This is a genomic window from Subtercola sp. Z020 (genome assembly GCF_002931235.1).
Lineage (GTDB): Bacteria > Actinomycetota > Actinomycetes > Actinomycetales > Microbacteriaceae > Subtercola.
The window spans coordinates 1-25,956 of record NZ_PSTT01000005.1 but is presented as its reverse complement, the minus strand read 5'-3'; the positions used below and the strand labels follow the sequence as shown (position 1 = coordinate 25,956).

General features: G+C 69.7%; 24 protein-coding genes and 1 pseudogene. 14 read left to right on the top strand and 11 right to left on the bottom strand.

All coding sequences use genetic code 11. The annotated features are described in order from the left end of the window. Positions 1-407 (bottom strand): PIG-L deacetylase family protein (locus tag C5B96_RS17675; RefSeq protein WP_233188901.1); only part of this gene is annotated, 407 nt, incomplete at its 3' end. Further along, entirely contained in the window at positions 401-1,633 is a 1,233-nt protein-coding gene (locus C5B96_RS00470) for an acyl-CoA dehydrogenase (RefSeq protein ID WP_233188900.1), read from the bottom strand. The genes C5B96_RS00470 and C5B96_RS17675, both read right to left, overlap by 7 nt. A 268-nt stretch (positions 1,634-1,901) precedes the next feature. Between C5B96_RS00470 and glgX the strand changes: the two genes are divergently transcribed. Further along, positions 1,902-3,968 (top strand): glycogen debranching protein GlgX, encoded by a 2,067-nt coding sequence (gene glgX / locus C5B96_RS00465; RefSeq protein WP_104241861.1) that lies wholly within the window; start codon positions 1,902-1,904, stop codon positions 3,966-3,968. Positions 3,969-4,044: 76 nt separating this feature from the next. On the opposite strand, the gene cls is transcribed toward glgX, so the two are convergent. The 3 genes from cls to C5B96_RS00450 are packed head-to-tail and all read right to left on the bottom strand — an operon-like array spanning position 4,045 to position 6,409. Continuing rightward, positions 4,045-5,517: a cardiolipin synthase gene (gene cls, locus C5B96_RS00460; RefSeq protein ID WP_104241859.1), complete on the bottom strand. Its 1,473-nt coding sequence runs from the start codon at positions 5,515-5,517 to the stop codon at positions 4,045-4,047. Beyond that, positions 5,514-5,987, bottom strand: a complete 474-nt coding sequence (locus C5B96_RS00455) for a YchJ family protein (protein ID WP_369826411.1) — start codon at positions 5,985-5,987, stop codon at positions 5,514-5,516. Before C5B96_RS00455 ends, cls begins: the two co-directional genes overlap by 4 nt. Continuing rightward, entirely contained in the window at positions 5,984-6,409 is a 426-nt protein-coding gene (locus tag C5B96_RS00450) for a RidA family protein (RefSeq protein ID WP_104241857.1), read from the bottom strand. The genes C5B96_RS00455 and C5B96_RS00450 overlap by 4 nt, the downstream gene beginning before the upstream one ends. A 150-nt stretch (positions 6,410-6,559) precedes the next feature. On the opposite strand from C5B96_RS00450, the gene C5B96_RS00445 reads away from it, so the two are divergent. The 13 genes from C5B96_RS00445 to C5B96_RS00385 all read left to right on the top strand — a co-directional run bounded on the left by C5B96_RS00445 (position 6,560) and on the right by C5B96_RS00385 (position 20,736). Next, on the top strand, positions 6,560-7,618 hold the full coding sequence (locus tag C5B96_RS00445; protein WP_233188899.1) for an arsenic resistance protein: 1,059 nt from the start codon (positions 6,560-6,562) through the stop codon (positions 7,616-7,618). 33 nt (positions 7,619-7,651) lie between these two features. After that, positions 7,652-10,690, top strand: coding sequence for a Na+/H+ antiporter subunit A (locus C5B96_RS00440; RefSeq protein ID WP_233188898.1), 3,039 nt, complete (start codon positions 7,652-7,654; stop codon positions 10,688-10,690). Then, the gene (locus C5B96_RS00435) at positions 10,687-11,157 is read left to right on the top strand and encodes a sodium:proton antiporter (protein WP_104241853.1); all 471 of its coding nucleotides are present in this window, start codon (positions 10,687-10,689) and stop codon (positions 11,155-11,157) included. Before C5B96_RS00440 ends, C5B96_RS00435 begins: the two co-directional genes overlap by 4 nt. Then, positions 11,154-12,716: a Na+/H+ antiporter subunit D gene (locus C5B96_RS00430; RefSeq protein ID WP_104241851.1), complete on the top strand. Its 1,563-nt coding sequence runs from the start codon at positions 11,154-11,156 to the stop codon at positions 12,714-12,716. The genes C5B96_RS00435 and C5B96_RS00430 overlap by 4 nt, the downstream gene beginning before the upstream one ends. After that, a complete protein-coding gene (locus C5B96_RS00425) occupies positions 12,713-13,261 on the top strand; it encodes a Na+/H+ antiporter subunit E (RefSeq protein WP_104241849.1) in 549 nt (182 codons plus the stop codon). The genes C5B96_RS00430 and C5B96_RS00425 overlap by 4 nt, the downstream gene beginning before the upstream one ends. Continuing rightward, positions 13,258-13,521, top strand: coding sequence for a monovalent cation/H+ antiporter complex subunit F (locus C5B96_RS00420; protein WP_104241847.1), 264 nt, complete (start codon positions 13,258-13,260; stop codon positions 13,519-13,521). The genes C5B96_RS00425 and C5B96_RS00420 overlap by 4 nt, the downstream gene beginning before the upstream one ends. Next, positions 13,518-13,859 (top strand): monovalent cation/H(+) antiporter subunit G, encoded by a 342-nt coding sequence (gene mnhG / locus C5B96_RS00415; protein ID WP_104241845.1) that lies wholly within the window; start codon positions 13,518-13,520, stop codon positions 13,857-13,859. The genes C5B96_RS00420 and mnhG overlap by 4 nt, the downstream gene beginning before the upstream one ends. A gap of 51 nt (positions 13,860-13,910) precedes the next feature. Then, entirely contained in the window at positions 13,911-15,428 is a 1,518-nt protein-coding gene (locus tag C5B96_RS00410) for an amino acid permease (protein ID WP_104241843.1), read from the top strand. A 78-nt stretch (positions 15,429-15,506) separates the two neighbouring features. After that, positions 15,507-16,298, top strand: a complete 792-nt coding sequence (locus C5B96_RS00405; protein WP_104241841.1) for a glycosyltransferase family 2 protein — start codon at positions 15,507-15,509, stop codon at positions 16,296-16,298. A gap of 101 nt (positions 16,299-16,399) precedes the next feature. After that, a complete protein-coding gene (locus C5B96_RS00400; protein WP_104241839.1) occupies positions 16,400-17,737 on the top strand; it encodes an anthranilate synthase component I family protein in 1,338 nt (445 codons plus the stop codon). A 36-nt stretch (positions 17,738-17,773) separates the two neighbouring features. Next, entirely contained in the window at positions 17,774-18,403 is a 630-nt protein-coding gene (locus tag C5B96_RS00395) for a TetR/AcrR family transcriptional regulator (protein ID WP_104241837.1), read from the top strand. Beyond that, a complete protein-coding gene (locus tag C5B96_RS00390; RefSeq protein WP_104241835.1) occupies positions 18,400-20,097 on the top strand; it encodes an MDR family MFS transporter in 1,698 nt (565 codons plus the stop codon). The genes C5B96_RS00395 and C5B96_RS00390 overlap by 4 nt, the downstream gene beginning before the upstream one ends. An 81-nt stretch (positions 20,098-20,178) precedes the next feature. Next, positions 20,179-20,736 (top strand): cysteine hydrolase family protein, encoded by a 558-nt coding sequence (locus C5B96_RS00385; RefSeq protein ID WP_104241833.1) that lies wholly within the window; start codon positions 20,179-20,181, stop codon positions 20,734-20,736. Between the two features lie 87 nt (positions 20,737-20,823). Here the strand turns inward: C5B96_RS00385 and C5B96_RS00380 are convergent, their stop codons facing one another. The 6 genes and pseudogenes from C5B96_RS00380 to C5B96_RS17510 all read right to left on the bottom strand — a co-directional run. Next, the gene (locus tag C5B96_RS00380) at positions 20,824-21,267 is read right to left on the bottom strand and encodes an iron chaperone (RefSeq protein WP_104241831.1); all 444 of its coding nucleotides are present in this window, start codon (positions 21,265-21,267) and stop codon (positions 20,824-20,826) included. A gap of 88 nt (positions 21,268-21,355) precedes the next feature. Next, entirely contained in the window at positions 21,356-22,186 is an 831-nt protein-coding gene (locus tag C5B96_RS00375; RefSeq protein WP_104241829.1) for a thioesterase family protein, read from the bottom strand. A 61-nt stretch (positions 22,187-22,247) separates the two neighbouring features. Next, positions 22,248-22,634 (bottom strand): MmcQ/YjbR family DNA-binding protein, encoded by a 387-nt coding sequence (locus C5B96_RS00370; protein WP_104241827.1) that lies wholly within the window; start codon positions 22,632-22,634, stop codon positions 22,248-22,250. A 32-nt stretch (positions 22,635-22,666) separates the two neighbouring features. Next, entirely contained in the window at positions 22,667-23,713 is a 1,047-nt protein-coding gene (locus tag C5B96_RS00365; RefSeq protein ID WP_104241825.1) for an NAD(P)-dependent alcohol dehydrogenase, read from the bottom strand. A 100-nt stretch (positions 23,714-23,813) separates the two neighbouring features. After that, the gene (locus C5B96_RS00360; RefSeq protein WP_104241823.1) at positions 23,814-25,499 is read right to left on the bottom strand and encodes a phosphatase PAP2 family protein; all 1,686 of its coding nucleotides are present in this window, start codon (positions 25,497-25,499) and stop codon (positions 23,814-23,816) included. Positions 25,500-25,719: 220 nt separating this feature from the next. Further along, positions 25,720-25,956 (bottom strand): annotated as a pseudogene (locus C5B96_RS17510) (hypothetical protein); the annotation flags it as partial.

The following is a 25,956-nucleotide window of genomic DNA, read 5'->3' as shown; positions in this document are numbered from 1 at the left end:
GTGGAGGAGAGGAGGGGGCGGAGGGCGGCCGCTATGGCGGTGCGGTTCTCGCGCACGCGGCCGTCGGGGAAGCCGAGGAGGGTGAGGGTGGCGTCGGGGTTCAAGAGGTGGAGTGCCGCCTGCACTTCGGCGGCGCGGGTCGCCGCGAGGGCGGCGGCGGCGACGGAGGGAGACCCGGGGTGGGAGGCGGCGCCGTCGGTGACGACGATGACCGAGGTGGGGATGCCGCGGGCGCGGGCGGAGGCGATCAGGGCGCCGGCCCCGAGCGTCTCGTCGTCGGGGTGGGCGGCGACCACGATCATCCGGTCGACGCCTGTGAGGGAGAAGACGGGCATCGCCGCGAAACGCGGGTCGCCCAGCCAGTCGGCGGCTGCGGTGCCGGGGAGACGGGCGTCGAAGCTCACCACGGAGCGACCTCGACGACCCCCGCGGTGCCAGCGGGCGACGCCGACGGGCCGGTCGCCACCGCGAGCTGGCGACCGAGCGAGAGGTCGTCTTTCTCGGCGTGGTGCTGGCGGATGTACAGCTCGAGGTCGGCGACACGTTTCGAATGCTCGGCGTCGAGGGCGAGGGGAGCGGGCCCCAGGGCGTGGGCGACGTGGGTGAGCGTCGCCTCGGCTGCGTGGGCGACCGTTGCCCGCACGCGTTTGGCGAGCAGGCGGCCCGGGTCGCCGACCGCTGACCCGGCGTCGACGAGTACCGCGGCCTCGGCGAGGGTGCGGCGGGCGTTCTCGATGTGCACATCCACTGCACCGAGGTGCATGTGGAGGAGAGGATCGCTGCCGGCGGCCGCGCGGTCGAGGAGGGTACGGGCGAGCCCGACGGTGCCCCCGAACCAGCAGGCGGCGACCGAGATGCCGCCCCACGAGAAGCCGGGCCGACGGAGGTACCAGCCCGGGTCGCCGACGGGCTCGACGGGAACGGCCTCGAAGCGCACAGGTCCGCTCGGGATCTCACTGAGCCCGCGTGCCTTCCAGGCGCCGTCGACGACGGTGACGCCCGGCTCGTGCAGGTCGACGGCGAAGAGGCCGCGGGTGGGGGTCTGCACGCTCGCCGGCGCGGCGCCGCCGGCCGGGGCGTTGCTCGTTGCCGCGGTGCCGCCCTCCGACGGAGCTGAGGGCGCGGGGGCCGCGACGGGCGCGAGCCTGGCCGAGACCAGCGCCCGGTCGAGCCGGTCGGCGAGGGAGCACCACGGCTTGGTGCCGGTGAGGGTCCACCCGCCGTCGGCTGCGCGGGTGGCGGTCAGCGGGTCGTCACCGCCCTCTGCCGCGAACACGCCCCACGTGGTGGAGCCGGTCGCAAGGTCGAGCCGGCCCGCCTGGTCGAGAATGGCGAGGGCGTCGAGGTGCGGCTCGACCGCGCGGGCGGCGCCGAGGTCGGCGGCCGCGACGGTGGCGAGCAGCTCCCACAGTTCGGCGGTGCGTCCGCCTCCGGGGAACGGATGCGCGGCAGCACACTCGACCGCGAAGCGCAGTGCCGCCGAGACCGGGTCGACGCCCCCCGTGTCGATGCCGCCGGCGGGGGTCGCGGCATCCGGAACCGCCTGCACCCACGCCGACGCGAGCGCAACCCAGGGGCCCGGTGCGACGGGGCGAAGGGGAGCGAGGGTGACCCACGAGAGGGCGGTCGGCACGGTTCTCCTCGGGGTCGAATGGTGGGGCGGGCGATGAGGGCAGCGGAGGTGGGCGGCGGCAGTGCGCGATCGGTGGACTGAGCCCCGTGCAACCCGCAGGGCCGTCTGGCCCGCCCCTCCACAGTAGGGGAGGGTGTTGCCGCACCGGCCACCCTTGCGCCCGGGCCGGTTTTGCCGCAGTGCCGCGCGCTCAGCATGCGCGGGCCGTGCTCGTCAAGCCCTCCCGCCGTGGCGGGGGAGTGTCAGTGGCACCCGGAAGGATATGAGTATGACGAATCCTCCCCGCTCTCTGCCCTATCCGCTCGGTGTCACACTGCTCGAGGGGGGCATCTCGTTCGCGGTCTACTCCGAGACCGCCGACTCCGTCGACTTCTGCAGCTTCGGTGACGACGGCACCGCGGGCGAGACCGTGACGCGGCTGACCGAGCGCACCGGGCACGTCTTCCACGGCTTCGTCGAGGGCGTCGGCATCGGCACGCGCTACGGCATCCGTGTCGACGGTCCGTGGAACCCGGCCGAGGGCCTCCGCCACAACCACCACAAGCTGCTGCTCGACCCGCACGCCACGGCGATCGAGGGCGACTACACCTGGGGCCAGGCAGTGTTCGGTCACGACATGAACGAGCCCGAGAAGATGGATGAGAGCGACTCGGCCGGGTCGACCCCGCTCTGCGTGATCACCGATCCGGCGTTCGACTGGAGCGGCGAGAGCGACGGCAGCGGCCCCGACGTCGCGCCCCGCACACAGCTGAGCGAGAGCGTCATCTACGAGACCCACGTGAAGGGCTTCACGAAGCTGCACCCCGACGTTCCCGAAGAGATTCGGGGCACCTACGCCGGCCTCGGGCATCCTGCAGCCATCAAGCACTTCACCGACCTCGGAATCACCGCGGTCGAGCTCATGCCGGTTCACCAGTTCGTTCAAGACAGCCACCTGCTCGAGAAAGACCTGCGCAACTACTGGGGCTACAACAGCATCGGTTTCTTCGCCCCGCACGGCGAGTACGCGTCGGCGGGTGACGGCGGCGGGCAGGTCGCCGAGTTCAAGCAGATGGTGAAGAACCTGCATGCGGCCGGCCTCGAGGTGATTCTCGACGTGGTCTACAACCACACCGCCGAGGGCAACCACATGGGCCCGACGCTGTCGTTCAAGGGCATCGACAACGAGGCGTACTACCGGCTCGTCGAAGACGACCGCGGCAACTACTTCGACACGACAGGCACGGGCAACAGCCTGAACGTCTCGCACCCGACGGCCCTCGGCCTGATCATGGACTCGCTGCGGTACTGGGTGACCGAGATGCACGTCGACGGGTTCCGGTTCGACCTCGCGACGACCCTCACCCGGCAGGGCGGCGACGCCGAGCTGCACAGTGCGTTCCTCACGCTGATCCAGCAGGATCCGGTGCTCGCGCCGGTGAAGATGATCGCCGAGCCGTGGGACACGGCCGGCTACCAGGTCGGCGGCTTCCCGGCCGACTGGTCGGAGTGGAACGGCAAGTTCCGCGACGACGTGCGCGACTTCTGGCACGGCAGCGACGGCATCCTGGGCACGCTCTCGCAGCGTGTGCTGGGCAGCCCCGACGTCTACGAGGCCGACCGCCGCTCGCCGCTGTCGAGCATCAACTTCGTCACGGCGCACGACGGGTTCACCCTCGCCGACCTCACCGCCTACAACTCGAAGCACAACGCGGCGAACGGCGAAGACAACAACGACGGTGAGAGCGACAACAAGTCGTCGAACGGCGGGGCGGAGGGGGCGACAGACAATGAGGCCGTGAACGAGCGGCGTGCGCGTCTGCGACGCAACTTCCTGGCGACGCTGCTGCTGTCGGCCGGTGTGCCGATGCTGCTCGGCGGCGACGAGATGTGCCGCACACAGGGCGGCAACAACAACGCCTACTGCCAGGACAACGAGATCTCGTGGTTCGACTGGGCGAACGCCGACCAGGAGCTGCTCGCCTTCACGACGCAGCTCATCGCGCTGCGCCGTGAGAACCTGGCGCTGCACCCGGCGTGGTTCCGTTCGGCGCCGTCAACGGGCGACTCCGACACCGTGGTCATCGAGCGGAGCGACGCCGAGGAGTTCAGCGACGAGGACTGGAAGAACCCCGACGCGCGCTCGATCGCCTTCCTGCTGGAGCACGAGAGCGGCGACGCATTCGCGCTGCTGCTGAACGCCGCCGAGAACGGCGTCGAGTTCCAGGTTCCGGATGCGCCGAACGCCGAGTGGGAGCTGGCCCTGTCGAGCGACCCCGAGCAGCAGGTGGTGGCCCCCGTGTCGACGCTCATCGTGCGCGACTGCTCGTTCACCCTGCTCCGCTCGCGCGCCTGACCCTCACATCGACTCGGCGATTTCTGTCGCTCAGCGCCGGAGCAGGCGACAGAAATCGCCGAGTCGAAGACGGCCCTCACTGCAGGGCGGAGGTCAGGCGGGCGAGGTTGTCGAGGATGGTGGAGCGGAGCGGCTGCTTCAGCCAGGCGTCGAGCGTGAGTTCGCGGCTGAGGGCACGGTAGCCGTCTTCGATGCCGCGCATCTCCTCGACGAAACGGCGGCCGCGCACCATCATCGAGATCTCGAGGTCGAGGTTGAACGACCGGATGTCCATGTTGCTCGACCCGATCACCGCCACATCGTCGTCGATCGTGAAGTGTTTCGCGTGCAGGATGTACGGCGCCTGGTAGAGCCAGATCTTCACGCCGGCCCGCAGGAGAGCCTCGTAGTACGACCGCTGCGCGTGATACACCCCCGCCTGGTCGCCGATCTCCGAGACGAACAGCTGCACGTCGAGGCCGCGCTGGGCCGCCGTCGTGATCGCGTACAGCATCGAGTCGTCTGGGACGAAATACGGCGAGGTGATGATGATGCGCCGCTGCGCGTAATACATCAGCGCCAGGAAGAGCCGCAGGTTGTTCTCCCCCTCGAACCCCGGGCCGCTGGGCACCAATTGGCAGTCCAGGGCATCCGGTGCTGAATTCACGATCTCGTCGGTGATCTCGACCGTCTCGCGCGAGAGCAACTCGTTCGTCTCGCTGTACCAGTCGGTGATGAAGATGGCGTTGATACCGCTGACGATCGGGCCTTCGACCCGCGTCATCAGGTCTTGCCACTTGAGACCGCGACGAATGTTGCTCTTCTTGTTGTAGTCGCGGCTCACCATGTTCTGCGAGCCCATGAAGCCGACCGTTCCGTCGACGACCAGCAGCTTGCGGTGGTTGCGGAGGTCGGGCCGCTGCCACTTTCCCTTCAGCGGCTGCACCGGCAGCATGAACTGCCAGTTCGCACCCATCGCCGTGAGCCGCTTGAATGTGGCCCGGTGGGTGGGGCTGCGGATGGCCGTGATGTGGTCGACCAGCACGCGCACGATGACGCCGCGCTTCACCGCGGCTTCGAGCGCGTCGAAGAAGACGCCCGTGACGTCGTCGAGCGCGATCAGGTAGAACTCGACGTGCACGAAACGCTCGGCCCTGTCGACCTCGGCCGCCATCGCGGCGATGGATGCCGCGTAGTCGCCGATGAGGCTCGCCGAGTTGCCGCCGACCAGGGGCATCGCGCCGAGCTCGCGGTTGAGGTGCACGACCGAGCGGAGCCACGGCGGCCACGGCTTGTCGTCGGTGACCAGCTCGATGCCGTTGGTGGTCTCGATGATGAACTCGTTGATCGCCACCTGCTTGTCGCGCCGCTTCTTCGGGAGCTTGTAGCTGCCGATCAGCAGGAAGACGAGCACACCGACGTACGGGATCAAAAAGATCGCGAGCAGCCAGGCCATCGCCGCAGACGGACGCCGGTTGCGCGGCACGACGATGATCGCGGTGATGCGCACGCCGAGATCGATGACCGCCAGAACCGCGATGACGACGATGGTGAACTGTTCGCTCGTCATGCGCGCTCCCCGGCAGGCATCGGCGGATGCTCACCCGAGACGTAGAACCATTCGCCTCGGTGCCGGGCGAAGGTGCTGGTCTCCCGTAGCTCCCCGCGCACGGTGCCGCCCTGCGGCCCTGCGGGGTGGCGGTAGTGGGCGACGAATTCGACCGTGCCTGTGCGGTCGAGCATCCCGCCCGCTGTGCGGTTCACGATGTCGAGGCGGTACCAGTGCTGGGTGGGGTCGAGGTCGATCGTCGCCGGGCGGGTCGACGGATGCCAGGACGAACGCAGGTAGGCGGCGTCGCCGACCACGAACGCCGAGTACCGGGAGCGCATCAGCCGTTCGGCCGTGGGTGCCGGCTGCACGCCGAGGTGGGCAGGGAGGCAGCATTCGGCGTAGGTGGTGCCGCTCAGGCAGGGGCAGCGGTCGCCGGGTTCGACGGTACGCCCGGCCGGCACCGGGGCGGAGGGCCGGGGCAGCGTCACAGCGACGCGATCGCTTCGATCTCGATCAGGAGGTCGGGGTCGGCGAGCCGCGACACCTCGACGTGGCTGCGCGCCGGGCGATGGTCGCCGAAGAACTCGGCGTAGGCGTCGTTGACGACCTGCTGGCGGCTCATGTCGGTGTTGAAGATGGTGACCTTCACGATGTCGGTGCGGGTTCCTCCGGCAGCGGTGATGAGCCGGTCGAGGTTCTGCAGGCACGCCTCGGTCTGCTCGCGCAGGTCAACGAGGGCGGGGGCCACGGCATCCGTCGAGCCGATGACGGGGTAGGTCTGGCCGGAGAGGTAGACGGCGTGACCGGGGGCCTTGACCACGGCGGAGAAGGGCGGACGTTCGGAACCCGTGGCGGCAGCCAGCGTCTCGCCCCAGAAGGCGTCGAGCCCGGCATCGAGGAATTCGTTCATGCCACTATCTTGCTGCACCGTGACCGGCGGGCGGGAGCGCGTTCTCGCGGGAGTGTCGCGCGGCTCAGCGGCTCAGCGGCACACCGGCTCAGCGGCTGAGCGGGCCAAGCGGGCTCAGCGCGGCGATGACCGGCGCAGTAGGGTCGAGCAATGGCGGGTGGCGCGGTGCACGGGATGGAGCGCCACCAGATCGCCCTCTACGTGGGGTCTCTCGCGGTCGGTGCGGGCGTCGGGCTGGCGGTGCCGATGTGGGCGGGTGCACTGGAGGTCGCGATCACTCCCGTTCTCGGGCTGCTGCTGTTCGCGACGTTCGCCGGTGTACCCGTCGCGCGGTTGCCCGCAGCGTTCCGGGACGGCCGGTTTCTCGGCGTGGTGCTGGGGCTGAACTTCGTGGTGGTTCCGGCGATCGTGTTCGGTCTGACGCGTTTCGTCGCCGACGACGAGGCGCTGCTGATCGGCGCGCTGCTCGTGCTGCTCGCCCCGTGTGTCGACTACGTGGTGGTCTTCACCGGGCTGGCCGGCGGCGCGCGCGAGCGCATGCTCGCCGCGACGCCCGTGCTGATGGTGCTGCAGCTCGCGCTGCTGCCGCTCTTCCTCGTGCTGTTCGCGGGGGTGGATGCCGTGGCCGCGGTCGATCCGGCACCGCTCGTCGGCTCGTTCGTGGTGCTGATCGTGCTGCCGCTGGCGCTCGCCGGGGCGGTGCAGTGGCTGGCGGGCCGAGGCGAAGGGGCGGCCGAGGGGGCACGAGGCGGAGCGGCGGCCCCACGGGCGGCGCGAGCCGTGCTGCGTACCGCCGAGGCAGCGATGGTGCCGCTGATGATGGCGACGCTCGCCGTGGTGGTCGCGTCGCAGGTGGCCGCTGTCGGCTCCGAACTCCCGGCGCTGGCGCGGGTGGTGCCGCTCTACGTGGTGTTCGCCGTGCTGGTCCCTATACTGGCAGCGGTGGTTGCTCGGTCGGCGCGTCTCGACGTGCCGGCACGGCGCGCGGCGGTCTTCAGCGCGACGACCCGCAACTCCCTCGTCGTGCTTCCGCTCGCCCTGTCGGTGGCGGGCCGTTGGCCGCTCGCTCCGTTGGCGGTGGTCACCCAGACGCTCGTCGAACTGGTGGCGATGGTCGTTCTGGTGGCGGTGCTGCCGCGGCTCGGTCGGCGGGGGGAGGCGGCATCCGGTTCCTGTCAGGGCTCTCAGGGAGCACCCGGTAAACTGTGAGCCTGCCCCTCTCCCCGAAATGAGGAGATCCGCGTGATCTTTGCCCTGCTGACGTTCGTGGGGCTTTCGGTGCTCACTCCCGCTCTCACGCGGGTGCTGGGTGCCCGCGTCTCCTACGTGGTCGCCCTGCTGCCGGCGGCCGTGTTCGTGTACACCGCGCTGCAGTCGGGCACCGTTCTCGGGGGCGGGGTCATCGCCGAGACCGTGCCGTGGATTCCCCAGCTCGGCATCGCGTTCTCGTTCCGCATGGACACGCTCGCGTGGCTGCTCGCCCTGGTGGTGACCGGAGTCGGTTCGCTCGTCATGGTCTACTGCGCCCGCTACTTCTCCGACGACGAGCCGTCGCTCGGCCGGTTCGCGGCCCTGCTGCTGGCCTTCGCGGGCACGATGTTCGGGCTGGTCACGGCCGACGACATCTACATCATGTTCATGTTCTGGGAGATCACGAGCGTGCTCTCGTACCTCCTCATCGGCCACTACACCGAGCGCAAGGAGAGTCGCGGCGCGGCCCTGCAGGCGCTGCTCGTCACGACGTTCGGCGGGCTCGCCATGCTCGTCGGCGTCGTGCTGCTCTCTGTCGCCGGCGGCAGCACGTCGATCTCGCACCTGGTCGCGAACCCGCCCGAGGGCGCAGTCGTGACCGTGTCGGTGCTGCTGATTCTCGTCGGGGCGTTCTCGAAGTCGGCGCTGGTGCCCTTTCACTTCTGGCTGCCTGCGGCGATGGCGGCGCCGACCCCGGTGAGCGCGTACCTCCACGCGGCGGCGATGGTGAAGGCCGGCATCTACCTCGTGGCGCGCCTCGCGCCCGGCTTCGCCGACACCCCGGGGTGGATGCCGGTCGTCGTCATCGTGGGGGTCGCGACGATGATCCTCGGCGCCTGGCGATCGCTCCGCCAGAACGACCTCAAGCTGCTGCTGGCCTACGGCACCGTCAGCCAGCTGGGTTTTCTGATCGTGGTGGTCGGTTTCGGCAGCCGCGACGCAGCCCTCGCCGGAGCCGCCCTGCTGCTGTCGCACGCGCTGTTCAAAGCGACGCTCTTTCTCGTCGTCGGCATCATCGACCACGACGAGGGCACCCGCGACCTGCGGGCCCTCACCGGGCTGGGCCGGCGTCGGCCGGTACTGCTGCTGACGGCCCTCGTCGCGGTGGCCTCGATGTCGGGCATTCCGCCGCTGCTCGGCTACGTCGCGAAGGAAGGCGTGTTCTCGGCCTTCATCGAGGCCGGCACGGCCGGTGACGCCTGGGGGTGGCTGGCGCTGGCCGGTACGGTGATCGGCTCGGCGTTGACCGTCGCCTACAGCGCCCGTTTCGTGTGGGGGGCCTTCGCCCGAAAGCCGGAACTCGAGGCCGGTACGGCCGCGGTCGCCGCAGCGGATGCGCCGCCCACGGCCGACCACGGGTCACATGCCTCGAGAGGCATACTCGCGGCCCCGATCATCCTGAGCCTCGCGACCGTCGCACTCGGGCTGCTCGCCACCCCGCTCGGTCATGCACTCGAGAGCTACGCAGACACCGTGGCCGGCGAAGGCGACTACCACCTGGCGCTCTGGCACGGGCTCGAGCCTGCCCTGGGGCTGTCGGCCGCCGCGATCGCGATCGGGCTCGGCCTCTTCGCGGTGCGCCGCCGCTTCGCGCGGCTGCAGCGCGCTCTGCCTCCGGTGGTTGATGCCGCCCGCAGCTACTGGGCCATCGTGCACGGCGTCGACCGCGTCGCGGCTCGCGTCACCGTCTTCGCGCAGCGGGGTGGCCTGCCGCAGTACCTCACGACCATCCTGCTGGTGTTCGTGCTGTGCCTCGGCGTCGCCTCGGCCATGAACCGCACCTGGCCCGAGCAGTTCGTGGCGTGGGACTACCCCGCCCAGGTGTTCGTCGCCGCAGCGATGGCGGTCGCTGCGGTCATGGCAGCTCGCGCTACCCACCGGCTCGCCGCCGTGCTGCTCGCAGGGGCGACCGGTTTCGGCCTCGTGGTGCTGTTCGCCTTTCACGGGGCACCCGACCTGGCGCTCACCCAGGCCCTCGTCGAGACGGTGACGATCGTGGTGTTCGTGCTGGTGCTGCGCCGGCTGCCGCTGAAGATCGCCCAGCACAACAAGCCCGTGCGGCGGTGGCGCCGGGCGCTCATCGGGGCTGCGGTCGGGGTCACGATGGGCCTGGTCGGGCTGATCGCCCTCGGTGCGAGGCAGGCCGGGGGGCTGGGGCCGGAGCTGGCCCGGCTCGCCGTCGAGGAGGGGCACGGCAAGAACGTCGTGAACGTGATGCTCGTCGACATCCGCGCGTGGGACACGATGAACGAGCTCTCTGTTCTCGTCGTGGTGGCGACAGGAGTGGCGAGCCTGCTTTTCGTCACCGGCCGGAACGTGACGGTTCCCCGGCTGCGGGACTCCCGCACGCGCCGGCGAAGCAGCGAGCGCGCCCAGCTGGTGACCGACCCGCACACCCTCGACGAGGCTCCGGATGCCCGGCAGCACACCTGGCTGCTCGGTGGTCGCACACTGGCGCCCGAGACGCGATCGCTGATGATCGAGGTGCTGGTGCGGCTGCTGTTCCACCCGGCCATCCTGGTGTCGATCTACCTGCTGTTCGCTGGCCACAACCTGCCCGGCGGCGGCTTCGCCGGCGGGCTGCTGGCGGGCCTCGCGCTGATTGCGCGCTACCTCGCAGGCGGCCGGTACGAGCTCGGTGAGACGCTGCCGATCGGCCCGGGCATCCTGCTCGGTGGCGGGTTGCTCGTCGCGACGGGCACGGCGCTCGGTTCGCTGTTCTTCGGGGGAGACATTCTCACGTCGGCGTATTTCGAGGGCGACCTTCCCCTGGTCGGGCACGTGTCGTTCGGCACGTCGACGATCTTCGACATCGGCGTGTACCTCGTCGTGATCGGTGTGGTGCTCGACGTGTTGCGGAGCCTCGGCGGCGAGGTCGACCGGCAGGAGGCCGAGGCGGCCGACGGCGACGGCGAGGGCGCCTCGGGCAGCGACGACGGCTCGCGCGGCGACGAGAGCACTGATACCGGTGCCGGTGCCGATGCCGCCACCGCGGCATCCGGAACCGGTGCAGAGGGGGTGCGCGCATGAGCGCTTCGCTCACCCTCGTCGTGCTGATGGCGATCATGTACGGCGCCGGCGTCTACGTGATGCTCGAGAAGAGCCTGACCCGCATTCTGATCGGGTTCGTGCTGGTCGGCAACGCGACCAACCTGCTCATCTTCATGATGTCGGGGCGCGCCGGCGATGCGCCGATCATCGACGGGGGAGCGACGGGCGAGACCACGGTCGACCCGGTGCCGCAGGTGCTGATGCTGACGGCGATCGTCATCAACTTCGGCGTGACGGCCTTCATTCTGGCGCTGATCTACCGGTCGTGGTGGCTGGCCAACCTGGGCGACGAGGGCGATGACGTGACGATCGACGACGAAGACGCGATCGATGCGGAGGAGGCCGAGGTCTACCACGCCTCGCTCGACGAAGACGACGAGGCCGTGCGGGCGCAGCTCGCGGCGGCCGGCGACGACAGCGACGACGACGGCGGTGATCGCCGATGAACGCCCTGGTTCCCCTCCTGGTCGTGCTGCCGCTCACCGGAGCAGCCGTGACCCTGATTCTCGGGCGTCACCCGCGCATCCAGGTCGCCATCAGCGTGAGTTCGCTGGTGGTGGTGACGGTGGCGGCCGCCGTGCTGCTCGTCGTCGTCGACACGACGGGGCAGGCGGCCGTCGTGAAGGTGGGCGGCTGGGAGCCGCCGTTCGGCATCGTGCTGATGGTCGACCGGCTGTCGGCGATCATGGTGCTCGTGTCGGCGCTGATGCTGCTGGGCGTGCTCGTCTTCGCCATCGGGCAGGGGATCGCCGACGGCGACAGGGACACGCCGGTCTCGATCTTCCACCCGACCTACCTGATCCTGTCGGCCGGGCTGTTCGACGCCTTCATCGCGGGCGACCTCTTCAACATGTACGTCGGGTTCGAGATGCTGCTCGCGGCCAGCTACGTGCTGCTGACGCTCGGCGGCACGGGCGCCCGCATCCGGGCCGGCACGACGTACATCGTGGTGAGCCTGGTGTCGTCGCTGTTCTTCCTCGCCGCGATCGCGCTGATCTACGGCGCGACCGGTACGGTGACGATGGCGCTGCTGTCGACGCGCATCCAGGCGCTGCCCCTCGATGTGCAGATCATTCTGTGCGCCGCCCTGCTGATCGGGTTCGCCGTGAAGGCGGCGGTGTTCCCGCTCTCGTTCTGGCTGCCCGACTCGTACCCGACGGCGCCCGCACCGGTGACGGCGGTTTTCGCCGGGTTGCTGACGAAGGTGGGCGTCTACGCGATCATCCGCACCGACAAACTGCTGTTCTTCGCCGTGCCGCTGACGATCCCGCTGATGATCGTGGCCTTCTTCACCCTGATCATCGGCATCTTCGGCGCGCTGACGCAGGCCGATGTGAAGAGACTGCTCTCGTTCACCCTGGTGAGCCACATCGGCTACATGATCTTCGGCATCGCGATCGGCAGCGAACTCGGCACCGGGGCGACCATCTACTACATCGTGCACCACATCATGGTTCAGACGGCCCTGTTCGTCTCGGTCGGACTGATCGAACGTGTCGGTCGGTCGACATCCATCACCCATCTCGGCGGCCTGCTGAAGAAAGCCCCGTTCGTGGCCGTGCTGTTCTTCATCGGGGTGCTGAACCTCGGCGGCATTCCGCCGTTCTCGGGGTTCCTCGGCAAGGTCGGCCTGTTCGAGGCCGGAGCCGAGAGCCCGAGCCCGCTCGTCTACGTGCTCATCGGGGCGGGGGCGCTGACGAGTCTGCTGACCCTGTATGCGCTGATGAGAGTGTGGAACATGGCGTTCTGGCGACCGGCCGCCGATGTCGCCGGGTACGAGTCGCCTTTGCTGAGCAATCTGCGGGAGAGCCCCGAAGAGACGGGCGGCGTCGTCACGGCGACCCTGCCGAAGCTGATGGTGGGAGCGACGACCGGGCTCATCGCGCTGACGGTGTGCCTCACGGTGTTCGCCGGCCCACTGTTCGACCTCGCGGAGCGGGCCTCTGTCGGAGTCGCGACGCCGACCGAGTACATCGATGCGGTGTTCCCGGGCGGTGCGCCGTGAAGGCCCGCATTCTGAGCGGGGTGCTGCCCTTCGCCGGCCTCGTTCTGCTCTGGATGCTGTTGTGGGGGCAGTTCACCTGGCTCGCGGCGGTGACGGGAATCGCCCTCGCGATCGTCGTCTCCGCCGTGTTCTACCTGCCGGCGGTTCGACTCAGTGGCCGCTTCAATGTTCTGCGGGCGGCCCTTCTGCTCGGGCGCCTGCTGGCCGACATCGTGGTGGCCTCGCTGCAGATCGCGTGGTCGGCGCTCCGCCCGCACTACCGGCCGAGCAACGCCATCATCGCCGTGCCGCTGGTTTCGCGCTCCGACCTGGTCATGACGTTCACGGCCGTGACGGTCGGTCTGGTGCCGGGCTCCATTGTGGTCGACATCGACCGCGACGAGGCGACGCTGTATCTGCACGCGCTGAATGTGTCGTCGATGCAGGATGTCGCGGACGCGAAGTCGGCGGTGCTCGCCGCCGAGCGACGGCTCATTCTCGCGGTGGGGTCGGCCGACGATCTGGCGCAGCTGAGAGGGCTGCAGGCCGAGAAGGGAACAGGATGACCGTCGTGATCATCATCGCCGGGGCGCTGTTCGGGGCCGGCGCCCTGGCCAGTCTCTGGCGCATCATCCGCGGGCCGTCGGCCCTCGATCGCATCATCGCCTCCGACGTACTGATCGCGACGGCGATGTGCGCGCTCGGCGCGGAGATGGCCGTCAACAGGCATACCGACACGCTTCCCGTGCTGCTCGTGCTGGCCCTGTTCACGGTGGTCGGTTCGGTCAGCGTGGCGCGGTTCATGTCGGCGAGGGATGACACATGACCGGCGACGGCGTACGTGACGTGATCACGGCGGTGCTCGTGCTGCTGAGCGCGTTCCTCTGTTTCGCGGCCGGGGTGGGCCTCATCCGGTTCGCGGATGTGCTCTCGCGACTGCACGCGGCGACCAAGCCGCAGATTCTCGGGCTGATGGCGATCGTTCTCGACGTGGCGATCTCGAACCCATCGGTGGCCACGATCACCCTCGCGCTCGCCATCGTGTTCTTCCAGAGCCTGACGGCGCCGATCGCGGCGCACATGGTGGGGCGGGCGGCCTTCCGAACGGGTCACCTGCGCCACGACATCCTCGTGGTCGACGAGCTGACGCCGACGAAGGAGTAGCGTTACCGGATCGTGCCTCCGACGGGGAGGCCATGTCGATCGGGGAACCGCATGTCGCAGGTCGATCAGAACACGCCCGGCCAGGACTTCTCCGACGAGCAGGCCGGCTACCACAAGGGCCTGAAGTCGAGGCAGCTGCAGATGATCGCCATCGGCGGGGCGATCGGAACGGGGTTGTTCCTCGGGGCGGGCGGCAGGCTCAACCAGGCCGGGCCGCTGCTGATCTTCGACTACGCGATCTGCGGGTTCTTCGCCTTCCTCATTCTGCGGGCCCTCGGCGAGTTGGTTCTGCACCGGCCGTCGTCGGGTTCGTTCGTCTCGTACGCCCGGGAGTTCTACGGGGAGAAGGCGGCCTATGTGGCCGGCTGGATGTACTTTCTGAACTGGGCCATGACGGCGATCGTCGACTCGACGGCGGTGGCCGTCTACGTGCAGTTCTGGTCGGCGTTCACGGTGGTTCCCCAGTGGCTGCTCGCCCTCATCGCGCTCGCGCTCGTGCTCACCCTCAACATGATCTCGGTGAAGGTCTTCGGCGAGATGGAGTTCTGGTTCGCGCTGGTGAAGGTCGTGGCGCTGGTCGCCTTCCTCGTCATCGGGGCGATCTTCCTCGCGTTCAGCTTCCCGACCGACCAGGGCGCGACGGGCTTCGCGATGATCGCGAACAACGGAGGCCTGCTACCCGACGGCATCTCGACGATCGTCGTCGCGGTCGTGATCATCCAGGGCGTGGTCTTCGCCTACGCCGGAGTCGAGCTCGTCGGCACGGCGGCCGGGGAGACCCCGAACCCCGAGAAGATCATGCCGCGGGCCATCAACAGTGTCGTGCTGCGTATCGCGGTGTTCTACTGCGGCTCGGTGCTGATGCTGGCGCTGCTGCTGCCGTCGAGTGTCTACGCGGCCGACGAGAGCCCGTTCGTGACGTTCTTCTCCCACATCGGCAACCCGACGGTCGCGGCGATCGCGGGGTCGGCGATGAACTTCGTGGTGCTGACGGCCGCTCTCTCGAGCCTCAACGCCGGGCTCTACTCGACCGGGCGCATTCTGCACTCGATGTCGATCAGCGGCGCCGCGCCGAAGTTCACCGGCGTGATGAACAAGCGGGGCGTGCCGTACGGCGGCATCCTGCTCACCGCCGCTGTCGCGCTGCTCGGTGTCGCCCTCAACTTCTTCGTGCCGAAGGAGGCGTTCGAAATCGTGCTGAACGTGTCGGCGCTCGGCATCGTCTCGAGCTGGGGAACGATCATCCTGTGCCAGATGAAGCTGCAGAAGATGGCGAAGAAGGGGTTGCTCGAGCGGCCGAAGTTCCGGTTGTTCGGGGCGCCGTTCACCTCGTACCTGACGCTCGTGTTCCTGGTGGTCGTGCTCATTCTGATGGCGTTCGACTACCCGGCGGGCACGTACACGATCGCGTCGCTCGTGATCATCGTGCCCCTGCTGATTCTCGGCTGGTACCTGATGCGCGGCCGCATTCTCGCGATCGCGAAGGCGCGGGAGGGGTACACCGGTGCGTTCCCGACGATCGCCAACCGGCCGCAGACCGAGAAGGGCGCCGAGCCGCCGACGACCTAGCGGCGGCACCTTCTCCGGCCGGAGGGGCGGGTGCGCAAGGGGTTGCCCCGACCCTTCGTCTGACCCAGTGTTGAGAGAGTGACACTGTCTCCACTCCCGCCTCCCCTCACGCTCGCCCCCGGCGTCTCGGTCGTCATTCCGGTGAAAGACGACGCCGACGCGCTCGAACGTTGCCTCGCGGCGCTGGCCCGCCAGACGACTCCGCCGGCCGAGGTGATCGTGGTCGACAACGGTTCGGGCGACGACCCCGGTGCCGTCGCCCGGCGCTGGGGTGCGCGGCTGTTGTACGAGGGCGAGCCCGGCATTCCCGCCGCCGCGTCGAAGGGGTACAGCGCAGCCCGGCATGCGGTCGTCGGGCGACTCGACGCCGACTCGTTGCCGCCGCCCGGCTGGGTGGCGGCGGGCCTCAGGGCGCTGGCCGAGCATCCGGAAGCCGCGGCGGTCACCGGGCCGGGGAGGTTCTACGACGGGCCGAGGCACGGGTCGCGACTGATCGCCGCGGTGTACCTCGGGGCGTACTTCCGGTCGATCCGCCTGGCGGTCGGGGCGGTTCCGCTGTTCGGGTCGACGTTCTTCCTCCGCACGGCCGTGTGGCACGAGGTGGCGTGGTCGGTGCACCGCTGGGGAACGTCGTTGCACGACGATCTCGACCTGACGATCCACCTGACGCCGGGCCACGTCATCCGGCTCGACCGGTCTGTCGCGGTGGGTATCTCGTTCCGGCCGTTCACGCGGTGGCGAACGCTCGGTTTTCGCTTCTATCGCGGGTTCGTGACGCTGGCGCTGCACTGGCCCGCCGACTCTGCGCTGCTGCGCATCCGCCGGCGGCTGCACGGGCGTGCGCGCCGGTTGGTGGCGGCGCTCCGCTGACGGGGGTCGGCGGTGGTTCGGTGAGCGGCGCGGCTCGCCCTGCCGCCCGGCCTGCGCGGCCCGCCGCATCCCGGCCCGCGGCCCCGCCCTACGATGGGGGGATGACCGACGGGGTGCTGCGCCACGAGATCGCGGGCACGGTGTCGACCGAGGCGGTGTTCGCGCTGCTCTGCGGCGACGACACCGACGTGTTCTGGCTCGACGGCGGCTCGATGAGCTACCTCGGGGCGGGTGAGCGCTGGGAGCCGGGTGCGCCGGTGCTCGAGGCGCTGCGTGTCGAGCTCGATGCGTCGCCGCGCCGCAGCCTCGCTCTGGTGGGCTGGCTCGGGTATGAGCTGCTGGCCGAGACGGTGGGGGCGGATGCCCCGCTCGACCTCGGCCGTCGGTCGCGGTATGCAGATGCCGCCTTCCTCCGGGTGACACGCGCCGTTCGCGTCTCGCGGGAGGGCCGGGCGACGCTCCTCGCGGTCGGCGATCGCTGGGAGGGCGAGGCCGAACGCTGGCGCCGCGAGACGGCGACCGCCCTCGATCGGCTGGTGCCGGCTGATCCGGCCGATGGCGAACCGGGCGGCGCCGAGGCGGGCAGCGGCGCCGAGGCGGGCAGCGGCACCCGCGTCACCTGGCGCGACAGCGACGCCGAGTACCTCGCCAAGGTGGCCGCGTGCCAGGAGGCGATCCGGGCGGGCGACGCCTACGTGCTGAACCTCACCACGGAGGCCACTGTCGCGGGCCGGTTCGATCCCGTCGACGTGCACGCCCGGCTGCGGCGCGCCTCGCCGAGCGACCACGGCGCCCTGCTCCGCATCGGCGGCGTCAGCCTCGTGAGCTCGTCACCCGAGGTCTTTCTCGAGATCGGGGCCGACGGCATCCTGAGCACGTCGCCGGTGAAGGGCACGCGCGGTCGGCGGGTGGATGCCGCGGCCGATGCCCGTGTCGCCGGGGAGCTGGCGGCCGACCCGAAGGAGCGCGCCGAGAACACCATGATCGTCGATCTGATGCGGAACGACCTCGCCCGCGTCTGCGAACCGGGCACCGTTCGGGTGACACGGATGCTCGCGGTCGAGACCCAGTCCCGCGTGCACCAGCTGGTCAGTACCGTCGAGGGTCGGCTGCGCGCGGGTGCAGGTGCGGTCGATGCGCTCGCCGCGACCTTTCCGGCGGGTTCGATGACCGGCACCCCCAAACGGAGCGCGATCGCCCTTCTCGACGGTTTCGAGGGGCGGGCTCGCGGCCTCTATGCCGGCGCCTTCGGCCATGTCGGGTTCGGCGGGCGCACGGAGCTGGCGATGACCATCCGCTCGATCGTGATCGACGGGGAGGCGGCGACCGTGGGGGTGGGCGGGGGTATCACGGCGCTCAGCGACCCGCCCGCCGAACTCGCCGAGGTGAAGCTGAAGGCCGCGCCGCTGCTCGCCGTTCTCGGCGTGGCCCAGCCCTGATTTGCACTATCTGACAAATAGTGCAAATCTGTTCGCATGCCCTCCGACGCCCGCGCCCGCACCCGTCGCGGCCTGATCGACGGCGCTCGCCGGCTCACCGCTGAGAGGGGGCTCACGGGATTCACCGTGCAGGAGCTCTGCGACAGCGTCGGCGTCTCGCGGCGCACCTTCTTCAACTACTTCTCGACGAAGGAGGATGCGGTGCTCGGCGTCTCCCGGGGAGCGGACGACGAGCACATCGCGACCTTCATGGCCGGAGGCTCGGGCGATCTGCTCGCCGACCTCGCCGACCTCGCGGTCGCGGCCTTCGACGAGATGGGGCTGACCCCAGCGGGCGCCGGTGCAATCCGTTCCATCCTCCGCACAGAGCCCTCGCTCTTCGCCCTCATCCTCGACTCTGCCGAGCAGCAGCAGGAACGCTATGTCTCGATGGTCGCGCGCCGCGAAGAGCTCGGCTCCGACCGCGAGACGGCCGAGGTCGCCGTGAAGCTCGTCGGCGCGATGGTCGGGCTGAGCGCCGAGACCTTTCTCTCCGAGACCAACACCCGGCCGTTCGACGTCATTCTGCGCGACCGGCTGGCAACGGCATCCCTCCTGCTGAACGCAGACCACACCCGCACGCGCGCCCCGCACCCACGACCGGAAGACCAGGTGTTGACCCCATGACCACCCTCACGAACCAGGCGGAGCCGCTGCTGCTCACGAAGCGCCGCATCTGGATCATCTTCGGCGCCCTGATCGCCGGGATGCTGCTCTCGAGCCTCGACCAGACGATCGTCTCAACAGCGATGCCGACCATCGTCGGCCAGCTCGGCGGTGTCGAGAACCAGGCCTGGATCACGACGGCCTACCTGCTCGCCACGACGATCGTGATGCCGATCTACGGCAAGTTCGGCGACGTGCTCGGTCGTCGCAACCTCTTTCTGGTCGCCATCGCGCTGTTCACGCTCGCCTCGGTGGGCTGCGCCTTCTCGACCGACTTCTGGATGTTCGTGGTGTTCCGGGCGCTGCAGGGCCTCGGCGGCGGCGGTCTGATGATCCTCTCGCAGGCGATCATCGCCGACATCGTTCCCGCCTCCGAGCGCGGCAAGTACCTCGGCCCGCTCGGCGGCATCTTCGGCCTCGCCGCCGTCGGTGGGCCGCTGCTCGGCGGCTACTTCGTCGACCACCTGACCTGGGAGTGGGCGTTCTACATCAACATCCCTGTCGGCATCGCCGCCTTCATCATCACCTGGTTCGCGCTCCGGCTGCCGAGCAAGAAGGCCACGATGAAGATCGACCTGCCGGGTGTGCTGCTGCTCTCGATCGCGACGACCTGCCTGATCTTCTTCACCGAGTTCGGTGGCAACGACCAGCACGGCTGGGGCGCCCCTGAGACGTGGATGTTCGGGGCAGGCCTGCTCGTCGCCGGCACCCTGTTCGTGTTCGTCGAGTCGCGGGCGGAGGATCCGATCATCCCGCTCTCGTTCTTCACCAATCGCGTGTTCGTGATCGCCACGGCCATCGGCTTCGTGCTGGGCATCGCGATGTTCGCGGCGATCGGATTCCTGCCGACCTTCCTGCAGATGGCCTCGAAGACCTCGGCGGCCACGTCGGGGCTGCTGCTTCTGCCGATGATGGTGGGTCTGATCGGAACCTCGATCCTGTCGGGTCTGGCGATCACGCGCACGGGCAAGTACAAGATCTTCCCGATTCTCGGAACGCTCATCACCGGGGCCGCGATGTTCGCGATGACCACGCTCAGCGCGACGACGCCGATCTGGCTGATCTGCGTGTTCCTGTTCGTGTTCGGCGCGGGGCTCGGCCTCATCATGCAGGTCGTGGTGCTGGTCGTGCAGAACTCGGTGCCGGCCACGCAGGTGGGTACCGCCACCAGCACGAACAACTACTTCCGCGAGGTGGGCTCCGCGCTCGGCGTCGCGGTGTTCGGGGCGCTCTTCACGAGCCGCCTGTCAGAGAAACTGCTCGCGGTCTTCTCGGGCACCGGCGCCTCGGCCGGCGACGCCTCGCAGGCGACCGCCACGCTCGACCCTGCGACGCTGAACCAACTGCCGTCGGCCGTGCAGGACCAGGTCGTCACCGCATACGCCGACTCGCTCGCACCCGTGTTCTGGTATCTCATCCCGTTCATCGCGGTCGCCTTTGTGCTGTCGCTGCTGCTGCCGCAGATCACGCTCTCGGATGTCGCGGGCATGGTCGCTCGGGGCGAGGCGGTGTCGGGTGAGGAGGCCGAAGCGCTCGAAGCATCGCAGCGCGGGGCGGCTCGTGAGGCGGCCCGGGGGTCTGCTCGCGACGGGGCTCCGTCAGCGCCTAAAGCGGAGCCGGTGGAGCAGCAGGCCGGGTCGCCGAAGGGCGACTGAGCGTACCTGCGGCGCCCGGTTCTGGCGGATGTCGGTGGTCTCTTCTAGCGTTGAGTCACCGACGACGAAGTGGAGCCACCCATGACAACCCTCGACAGCAGACCGAACACCGCGCTCGTCGTGATCGACGTGCAGAAAGACGTCGTGGCGGGCGCCCACGAGCGTGATGCGGTGGTGGAGCGCATCGGCGAGCTCGTCGACCGCGCCCGCAGCGAGGGGGTGCCCGTCGTCTGGGTGCAGCACGGCGCCGACGACCTGCAGCCCGGCAGCGACGGGTGGCAGTACGTTCCCGAACTCGTGCGGGCGCCGGCGGAGCCGCTGGTGCAGAAAACGTTCGGCGACTCGTTCGAGGGCACCGACCTCGAGGAGGTGCTGGCGGCGGCGGGCATCGGCCGCCTCGTCGTGGCGGGTGCGCAGACGGATGCGTGCATCCGCTCGACCATCCACGGTGCCTTCACGCGGGGGTACGACGTGACGCTCGTCGGCGACGCCCACACGACCGACGACCGGTCGGAGTGGGGCGCACCGCCTCCCGCCGAGGTGATCGCGCACACGAACCTCTACTGGCAGTACCAGCAGGCGCCCGGGCGCTCGGCCGAGGTGACCGACGCCGCCGACGTGTCGTTCGCCCGGCCATGACGCCTTCTGCGGCCGATCACTGGCCTGCGGGGCCAAAGGCTTCGGCCCAGCCCCCGCGGGTGGGGTGGGGGCGGTCTCGGGGCGGGGTCAGCGCGCGACGGCGCGTGTGACCAGGGCGGCAACGGTGCGCTCGACGTCGGGGGTGAGCTCGGCCAGGGCGTAGGAGGTGGGCCACAGGGGGCCGTCGTCGAGGCGGGCGCTGTCGCTGAAACCGAGGGTGCAGTAGCGGGTCTTGAACTTCGTCGCACCCTGGAAGAAGATCACCACGGTGCCGTCGAGGGCCCAGCCGGGCATCCCGTACCACGTCTTCGGGGTCAGATCGGGTGCGCTCTCGGTCACGATCTCGTGCACACGCATCGCAATGGCGCGGTCGGGCTCGGGCATCTCGTCGATCTTCGCGAGCAGATCGACGAGAGGGTCGACCTTCGTGCCCGACGCCCGGCGACGGGCGGCGGTCTTGAGCTCCTTCGAGCGCTCCTTCATGGCCGCTTTCTCTTCGGCGGTGAAACTCTCGTCCTCGGCGGCGGCCATGGGTCTTCCCTTCGTCGGTTCGCCCCAGTGTACGGGCGGCGCGCAGAGCAGCGAGTGGCGGATCGGGGCGGCGGATGGGCGCGGCGGTTCAGGGCGCCGCGGGGAGCGGGCGCACGGTGAGCAGCTGCTCGGCGCGACCGACGGGGCCGCTGGCGTCGTGGAGGGCCGTGCTGGTGAGGCCCTGGCCGGAGGCGCCGAAGGTGACGTGCGTGTCGAGGCCCACCCACGGCCCGCTCGGCTGCCGGAAGAGGTGGATCGTCAGGTCGAGGTTCGGGAACATCCAGTTCGTGATCGGTTCGCGCATCGCGATGCCGTTCGCGGTGTCGACGAGGGCGACGAAGGCCGCGTGCGGGCTGCTCGGCTCGTCGGCGACGAGTTCGGCGGGGGAGCGCAGCCAGGCGGCGGCCCGGCCGGGCACGGGCGTGCCGACCGCCCGCACGTCGAGTGAGGCGACGAACCCTCCGCGCCAGGTGTCGCTGAGCGCCCACGGTTCCAGGGAGTCGGGGGCGGCCAGCGGATCGGTTTCACCGCCGGCGACGCTGGCGGTGTCGGCGGTGCCCACGAACCAGGCCCGGGCGAGAACGGCGGGCCTGCCACCGATCCCGACGCTCGCCTCGACGAGTTCGATGGTGCGGCCGGGTCGGATGGTCGACACGGTGATGGTGACGTCGTCGGCGGCGAGGAAGCCGAGGATGTCGAAGCTGATGCGGCCGAGCTGCTTCTCGTCGCGTGCACCGGAGACCGCGCCGGAGACCGCGCTGGTGGCAGCCTCAGAGGAGGCGGCCCTGTGGCGGTCGATCGCGTGCACGATGAGGCCGGCGAGCGGGCTGAAGTGCAGCTCACCCGGGTTCCAGGCGCCGCCGGCGTGCTCGGTCGGGCGGTAGCGGTCGTCGTCGAGGCGTTCGAAGTAGGCGGGCACCCGACGACACTACCCCCGTGCGAATCGCGCCGGGACGCCCGGCGCCGGGCGCCCGCGCTGCTCAGGCCGACGGTCGCTGGGCCCGCGGCAGCAGCGACACCACGATGTCGTAGGAGTTGCCGATCAGGTCTTCGGCCAGGGTCGGCGAGAGGTCGGCGCCCGGGCAGAGCGAGATCCAGTGCTCCTTGTTCATGTGGTAGCCCGGGATGATGCTGGCGTGCTCCGCCACGAGGGCGCGGGCGTGCGGCGGCGCGCACTTCAGCGTCACGATGGCGGGGCTCCGCGCATCGACCACTCCCGCGGCATCCGGAACCGTGTCGACGATCGCGAACACCTTGCCGACCACCTTGAACACCTCGGCGCCCTCGCCGAACGGCTGCCCCTGGCTGACGGCCGGGAAGCCGCCCGCTACCCGCAGGGCGAGGTCGACGAGCTCCGAGCGTTCCATGCCACCAGCATGCCCGACGCCCGCCGTGCGCGCTACGGCACGATGACCGCGCGCCCCCTGATCGTGCTGGCAGCGAGGTCGGCGTAGGCCTGCGGGCCGTCGTCGAGGCTGTAGGGCTGCACCTCGACATCGATCCTGCCGGCCCGGGCGAGGTCGAGCACCTCGATGAGTTCGCTCCGCGATCCCCAGTACGGGATGCGCACGGCCACGTCGTAGGCGATCGAGCCGAAACCGAACTCCACGGTGCCCCCGCCGATGCCGACGACGGTGACATCGCCTTCGATGGCGGCGACGCTGGTCGCGAGGGCGATCGTCGGCCCAGCGCCCACGAAGTCGAAGACGGCGTTCGCCCCGAGACCGTTCGTCAGCTCGCGGATCTTCGCCGCCGCATCCGCATCGCTGATCAGCACGTGGTCGGCGCCGACGTGGGTGGCCAGTTCGAGCTTCTCGTCGCTCACGTCGAGGGCGATGATGGTCGCCCCCGAGAGGGCCTTCAGGATCTGGATGCCGACGTGCCCGAGCCCGCCGGTTCCGATGACCACGGCCACCGTGCCCGCACCGAGCTTCGGCAGGGAGCGCTTGATGGCGTGGTAGGGGGTGAGTCCCGCGTCGGTCAGCGACACGTTCTTCACGGGGTCGAGGTCGCCGAGCGGAACGAGGTGGCGGGCGTCGTCGACGATCATGTACTCGGCCATCGAACCCTGGCTGCCGAGACCGGGAGGGCGGATGCCCTCAGCTGCAGCATTGGTGCAGTAGTTCTCCTTGCCCTCAGAGCAGTTGTGGCAGCGGCCGCAGCCCCACGGCCCGTAGACCGCCACGGCGTCGCCGACCTTCAGGGTGGAGTCGACACCTTCGCCCAGCTCGTGCACGATGCCGGCGCCCTCGTGGCCGAGGGTGAGGGGCAGCGGGTAGCCCTGCTCGAGGTACTCGTTCTCGGGCAGTCCCATGACGTAGTCGTCGGAGTGGCAGACGCCACCCGCCGTGACCTTCAGCAGCACCTGGCCGGGGCCGGGCTTCGGAATCGGAATCTCGACCACCTCGGGGGCCTGGCCGACAGCAACATATCGAAGAGCTTTCATGCCTCCAGCGTACGCCGGAACGGCGACAGTTCGCTGTAGTTACAGCTAACTGTCGCCGTTCCGTTCGGTCGACTCCCTCTCGGGCGGTTCAGGATGTTCGTCAGCGCTTGGCGGCTCCTGCACGACGACGGCTGCGGAGACCGGCCACCACCGCGAGCACGATGCCGAGCGCCAGGGCGCCGGCGCTGAACGGCACGACGGCCGCGACATCCGACCCGGTGTTCGCGAGGCCCGAGCCGCCGGTGCCGGAACCGTTCCCGCCGCCCGCTGTCGACGTGGGAACCGGTGTGACCGGGGCGGCCGTCGGGGTCGGGGTGGCCGTCGGCGTCGGCGTCGGCGTGGCGGGCGCGACCGGCAGAACAGCGGCGCTGCCGCCGACCGAGACGACCGAGACGGAGCCGTCGGCCGCGAGCTGCACCGTCGCGCTGGTGGCGGCGGCGAGGTCGAGGCGCTGCCACGAACCGGTGGCCGTGCCCGTGTCGTCGAGCGCGAAGCCGGAGTCGATCTCCGTCTGGGCGAGCACCGACGTGCGCTGGGCGTCTGTCAGGGTGGGGAAGGTGGTGAGCAGCAGGTTCTCGGCGCCTTCGGGAACAGACGGCGCCTGGCCGCTCTCGCCCACCTTCGGGAAGCCGTAGGTCATCCGCTCGGTGTAGACCGCGAGGGCCGAGAGCCGATCGGTGACGATCTGCGGCGTTCCACCCGGGATGGCCTTGCCACCGTAGGGATTCGACGAGTACGGGGCACCCTGGGCTGCGCAGTCGGCGATGGACCCGCCGCAGGCGGCCTGCAGGTAGTCGACCAGCTCGGTGCGCGCGGGCTCCAGCACCTCGGTGCGGTACTTCTCGTCGCTCCAGCGTTCGGCGAGAGCGGCCTCGCCGTCGATGCGACCGCCCATCAGGTCGAGCGGGTAGTGCACGCCGAGCACCATGCGATTGTTGGCCTGCTCGGATGCCCGGGTCAGAATCTCGGGGGCGAGCTCGGGCAGCAGAGTGGCCAGGGTGATGCCGGACTGGTACGCGGTCGTGGTGTGGCCGCTCGGGAACGAGCCGCCCGTGCAGAGACCGGCGCTGCCGTAGCCCACGTCGAGCGGAACGTCGATGGGGGAGAACTGGTGCGAAGTGTCGACGACGGGAGCGACCCGCGTGATGTCGAGGTTTCCGTCGGCGGCCGCGTAGGGCTTTCCGACGCGGTTCTCGGTGAGCGACGAGCCGTTGACGAGATCGCGAGCGCAGGCTGCCTCATCGCCGGGAACGGCAGGCGTCGTGACATCGGTCGGCACGTAGGGGCGGGGGTAGCTGAAGTGGCCCTTCGCCGCATTGGTGCTGACGTAGGCCCCGCTGGTGCCGGTCTCGCTGTTCATGAGGGCGCTGGTGAGGGGCAGGTCGCCGTTCTGGCGGCCGTCGACGAACAGGGGGGCGAGCACGGAGCCGAGTGCGGTCGCCACCGTGATCGACTGGTCGAAGGCGGTGTTGTCGGCATTCTGGTAGAGCGAATCCTGCAGGGCGAGTTTCTGCTGGGCCGGGGTCGCGTTGTTGTTGACCCAGGTGACGACCTCGTCGTTGAAGGCGAGGATCTTTCCGTCGACGACGGTGCCGTGCAGGTCGTTCGTGCCATCGGACTGCCAGAACGAGTTGTACCCCTGCAACAGGGAGATGAGATCGGGCGGGGTGTCGTCGCTCGGGTAGGGCGGCGCGGCGTTCGCCGCTGTCGGCAGTGACAGGGCGACCGTCGCAGCGAACGCTGTCGCCGCCGCGATCGTGGTGATTCTCGAAGATGACCGACGCATGCGCAGTCTCTCCTCTCTGGTGGTTCCCGGTGGTGGATGAACGCGCGAGGAGCGATCGGCACTGATTCTCGGCTCGCTCACGGTTTCGCCAGAGTAGGCGAGCAGGAGCGTCGTGTACAGGGCTGGTGGTGAACGGAAGACGACGGCGCCCGCCGAGCCGGAGGTTCAGGGCTCGACGGGCGCCGTCGTCAGGCGGTCGTCTCGGTTCAGAGACGCGTCATCAGCTGCGCTCGCGGTGCTGCCGTCGACGCTGGCGGAGGCCCACACCCGCGGCGAGCAGCACGCCGAGCGCCAGTACGCCGGCGCTCCACGGTGCGACGGCCGCGACATCCGACCCGGTGTTCGCGAGGCCCGAACCACCGGTTCCCGTTCCGCTGCCGGCGGCGCCCGGCGTGGAGGTCGGGGCGGGTGCCGCCGGCAGCGGAACGGGAACCGGTGGTTCGGGCCTCGCGAACAC

Bases quoted from the DNA above. Each gene is read 5' to 3' on its own strand.
- glgX (WP_104241861.1), top strand. From the start codon at position 1,902: ATGACGAATCCTCCCCGCTCTCTGCCCTATCCGCTCGGTGTCACACTG.
- cls (WP_104241859.1), bottom strand. From the start codon at position 5,517: ATGACGAGCGAACAGTTCACCATCGTCGTCATCGCGGTTCTGGCGGTC.
- C5B96_RS00450 (WP_104241857.1), bottom strand. From the start codon at position 6,409: ATGAACGAATTCCTCGATGCCGGGCTCGACGCCTTCTGGGGCGAGACG.
- C5B96_RS00445 (WP_233188899.1), top strand. From the start codon at position 6,560: ATGGCGGGTGGCGCGGTGCACGGGATGGAGCGCCACCAGATCGCCCTC.
- C5B96_RS00435 (WP_104241853.1), top strand. From the start codon at position 10,687: ATGAGCGCTTCGCTCACCCTCGTCGTGCTGATGGCGATCATGTACGGC.
- C5B96_RS00430 (WP_104241851.1), top strand. From the start codon at position 11,154: ATGAACGCCCTGGTTCCCCTCCTGGTCGTGCTGCCGCTCACCGGAGCA.
- C5B96_RS00420 (WP_104241847.1), top strand. From the start codon at position 13,258: ATGACCGTCGTGATCATCATCGCCGGGGCGCTGTTCGGGGCCGGCGCC.
- mnhG (WP_104241845.1), top strand. From the start codon at position 13,518: ATGACCGGCGACGGCGTACGTGACGTGATCACGGCGGTGCTCGTGCTG.
- C5B96_RS00410 (WP_104241843.1), top strand. From the start codon at position 13,911: ATGTCGCAGGTCGATCAGAACACGCCCGGCCAGGACTTCTCCGACGAG.
- C5B96_RS00400 (WP_104241839.1), top strand. From the start codon at position 16,400: ATGACCGACGGGGTGCTGCGCCACGAGATCGCGGGCACGGTGTCGACC.
- C5B96_RS00395 (WP_104241837.1), top strand. From the start codon at position 17,774: ATGCCCTCCGACGCCCGCGCCCGCACCCGTCGCGGCCTGATCGACGGC.
- C5B96_RS00390 (WP_104241835.1), top strand. From the start codon at position 18,400: ATGACCACCCTCACGAACCAGGCGGAGCCGCTGCTGCTCACGAAGCGC.
- C5B96_RS00385 (WP_104241833.1), top strand. From the start codon at position 20,179: ATGACAACCCTCGACAGCAGACCGAACACCGCGCTCGTCGTGATCGAC.
- C5B96_RS00380 (WP_104241831.1), bottom strand. From the start codon at position 21,267: ATGGCCGCCGCCGAGGACGAGAGTTTCACCGCCGAAGAGAAAGCGGCC.
- C5B96_RS00370 (WP_104241827.1), bottom strand. From the start codon at position 22,634: ATGGAACGCTCGGAGCTCGTCGACCTCGCCCTGCGGGTAGCGGGCGGC.
- C5B96_RS00365 (WP_104241825.1), bottom strand. From the start codon at position 23,713: ATGAAAGCTCTTCGATATGTTGCTGTCGGCCAGGCCCCCGAGGTGGTC.
- C5B96_RS00360 (WP_104241823.1), bottom strand. From the start codon at position 25,499: ATGCGTCGGTCATCTTCGAGAATCACCACGATCGCGGCGGCGACAGCG.